At 43.8% G+C, this 3244-nt stretch carries 3 protein-coding genes and 1 pseudogene; all 4 read right to left on the bottom strand.

Features of this window, described 5'->3' with window-relative positions; all coding sequences use genetic code 11:
- A pseudogene (locus AB4496_RS12975) lies at positions 1 to 331 on the bottom strand (antibiotic acetyltransferase); the annotation flags it as partial.
- Between the two features lie 420 nt (positions 332 to 751).
- Entirely contained in the window at positions 752 to 1864 is a 1113-nt protein-coding gene (locus AB4496_RS12970; protein WP_032555063.1) for an NADH:flavin oxidoreductase, read from the bottom strand.
- 323 nt (positions 1865 to 2187) lie between these two features.
- Complete coding sequence (locus tag AB4496_RS12965) at positions 2188 to 2877, bottom strand: hypothetical protein (RefSeq protein ID WP_009845534.1); 690 nt, start codon at positions 2875 to 2877, stop codon at positions 2188 to 2190.
- The coding region (locus AB4496_RS12960) for an outer membrane protein transport protein (protein WP_372131103.1) at positions 2877 to 3244 on the bottom strand (368 nt) is incomplete at its 5' end. The genes AB4496_RS12965 and AB4496_RS12960, both read right to left, overlap by 1 nt.

Genomic DNA, 3244 nt, shown 5'->3' with positions numbered 1-3244 from the left:
GAGTATCGCCTTTGCCAATGTAGGCGTCTTCAATCACATCCATAAATGGATACAAACAGAACCAATCGACTCGGTGGGTATGGTTACCGCCCATCAGAATTACGACTTCAGCCCCGATACAAACATAGTCACCGATGTACAGTTCATCGATTTCCCAGCGAGGCTCCCACTGGCGGCTGACTTCGTCGCCGTGTAAATAGCGAACTACCGATTGTTCAAAACCGTTGTCCCAGCAATCGCTGTAATAACTGTGTTGACCTTTTACGTGAATATTGGGGTTGGTTACGACTTCATGCAGCAACTCGAATTTGGACCAATGCTTCTTTTGCATTTTTACCTCTGAATGATCTATTTAGTTTTATTCGTTAACTATCAAAATGTTCGACGATGCAAATCCAAGGTGCACAAACTAACGCCCTAAAAAAACAGGGTTCACTGGGATGAATAGTGAGTATCACGCTTAAATCATAGCAATGTCGCTAAAACTAAAGAGTCGTCAGTGGATTCGAGGTTGCTTAAGAAGAGGAAGTAATTTCACAGTTTGCTCAATTTGTTATCGATAACTTGGTTGGATAATTTACAGGCGCAGTGTATCTGTTTAATCGCGCCAATTTGACAGGAAGATGTGATTAATAAGGTTTCAAATTTCGTTTCGTGGAATACGGAATAAACAAGAGCCTGCGCGATTACACAGGCTCAAACTTAGACTCGGCTATAAACTTCGGTTCTCGCTTGAAGCTAGGTTCAGCGACTACATGCGAGCAAGCTGTACTTTTCTGTCTTTATTCACCACGCAGAAGTTGCCGCGCTTAGTGCGACACTTAGAGCATCGTTCGCATTCAACAGGGCTTCTATCCCCTTCCTTCCAACGCTTAACTAAATGCGGTTCAGAAAGCAGCGGTCTTGAAAGAGCGAAGTATTCAATACCTGTGTTGTTTGCAATCGCTTCGATAGCATCAAAATCCGTCAATCCACCCACAGTGATCACCGGAATATTAACGTCTTGGCTGATCGCGTGACCATACTCATGGAAGTAGCCTTCAGCTTGAATGGTAAAGCCATCGTGCGACTCGCCAATCATAGTGTCTGCTTTACCATGAATATTACCTGACAGGACAATGCCATCCACGCCCACTTGTTCAAGCTTTTTACAGACAATACGTGTTTCCTCAAAGGTGACACCACCTTCAAAAAACTCCGATGCAGTGAGTTTAACTAAGATAGGGAAATCATCACCCACCAGCTTACGCGTCGCGATATAGATCTCTAACAAGAATCTCATGCGGTTTTCTAAGTTACCGCCGTACTCATCTTCACGTTGGTTGTAGTAAGGGCTTAAGAACTGATTAATCAGGTAAGTGTGAGCAGCATGAATTTCAACGCCATCAAAACCTGATTTTTGTGCTCTCAATGACGCTTGAGCAAAGGCATCAACAATGTAATCAATTTCGTCTTTGGTCATCGCTTTACCCAGTGTTTGAGTCCCTTTTTCAGGAACTTCACTTGGTGCAAAGATCACTCGTTCGCCAAGATCATGCGTGGTCTTTGTGCCACCGTATGCCAATTGCATGACGATTTTAGAGTCGTTGTCATGAACCAATTGAGTGAGCTTTTGATACTCTGCAATGAATGAGTCGTTATACATACCAATCATGCCCGCATTTGGCTTTTCTTCTTCAACGATGTTCGCGTAACCCGTTACGATCAGGCCGACTTCACCTTGAGCCAACTCTTCATAGATAGCGTACAGTTTATCTGTCATATGCCCATCTTCGGTGGCCATATTTTCCCACGTTGCACTTCTCATGAAGCGGTTCTTCAATGTCATGCTGCAGATGCGTGTTTCTGTAAACAAAGTGCTCAAGTCTTATCCTCATTAAATCTTTATGATGTTTGGCCATTATAAAAGACAAAAGAGAACCACTTCTTTTTCACAAAGTGACTCTCTTTTGTCCATTACTGAATGGGCGTTGATTTATGCGGATAGTACAGAGAATAAGACGAGGAAAACTTAATCTAGATTAAGAGAGCAGTACTCTCACATTAGAAAAAGGAAGAAAGAGATAAAAAAGATTGGGAAATAGAATAAAAGAAAGTCGCTCAGTTTTAACAAGCGACTTTGTTCAATTTAATCCGGACTAAGTGAATGGTTCTTACGAGAGACGTCCACCTGCGGATTGCTAACAGCTATTTAAACTCATAGGTGTAAGACGCACCAACACTGTTATTTTCACCAAAATCGTCCTCAGCAAAAATAGTGAAGACGTTGAATGATTGAGCATCACTCAACTTGTAGCTAGCACCGACACCTGCCCAATACCCTGAATAATCGTCAGAACCCATTGAACCACCACCAAAGCCCATGATAGACCATTCATCGGTTATCGTTTTTAAGCCAAACGCTCCGATATAGCCACCATGTGTCGAGCTCGGCATCAATACATAATCAGAACCCACATTCTCACCATCGAATACGGCTACTTCACCATCGTTGTAGCTGTAACCAGCCATTGGGAAGATTTGCCAACCGAACGGCTCAATATCGAAATAGCTCAGTGGTATAAATGTGCCAATACTGTAGTTGTTCTTATAAGCATCGTTATCATATTCAGAACGGCTAAAGTTGAAATTCACGATACCCATCGGCAACAGCCATGAACCGCCTAATCGCCACTCTTCGCCGTCCGCATTGACACGAGCGTTGATCATTCGCGCTTCATCCAGCCCAATAGAGCCCGAAAACTTAAGCTCTTCGTTATAAGCAACGCCAGCTTTGGTTACAATCTTAGTCGGGTCGTCAGGGTGCTTCTCTTCAGCAAAAGCCCCCATCGACCCGAGCGTTGCCGCAGCAACAAATAATAGAGTACGTAATGTCATTAGAAGGTCGCACTAAGGCCAACAAAGTGGATACGGCCATCGAAAGAACCATTGAGCAAGTTGCGCCCTTTAGGTCCATCACGATTCATCTCAACCGAACCTAAGTCCGCGTATTCGTAGAACACATCGATCAAGATATCATCCCAATACGTTGAAGCACCTACCGAGTAGCGATACTGTTCGCCTACAGGGAGATCAACCCACTGCATTGAAGGATCGTCTTGTGGAGAGGTTTCGTAAGAGAAGCCCGCCTTTAAACGCCAGTCAGAGTTCAGCTGGTAGTCAGCACCAACAGCAAATTTCCAAACATCATCCCAGTCACGTTGTAGAGTTTGACTAATTGGGAAGTCCCCATTTTCGTTGGTAC

The organism is Vibrio sp. 10N.222.46.A1 (assembly GCF_041473595.1).
GTDB classification, from domain to species: Bacteria; Pseudomonadota; Gammaproteobacteria; order Enterobacterales; family Vibrionaceae; genus Vibrio; species Vibrio tasmaniensis_A.
The sequence above is the reverse complement of the archived record's forward strand: the minus strand, read 5'-3'. Positions and strand labels throughout refer to the sequence as shown.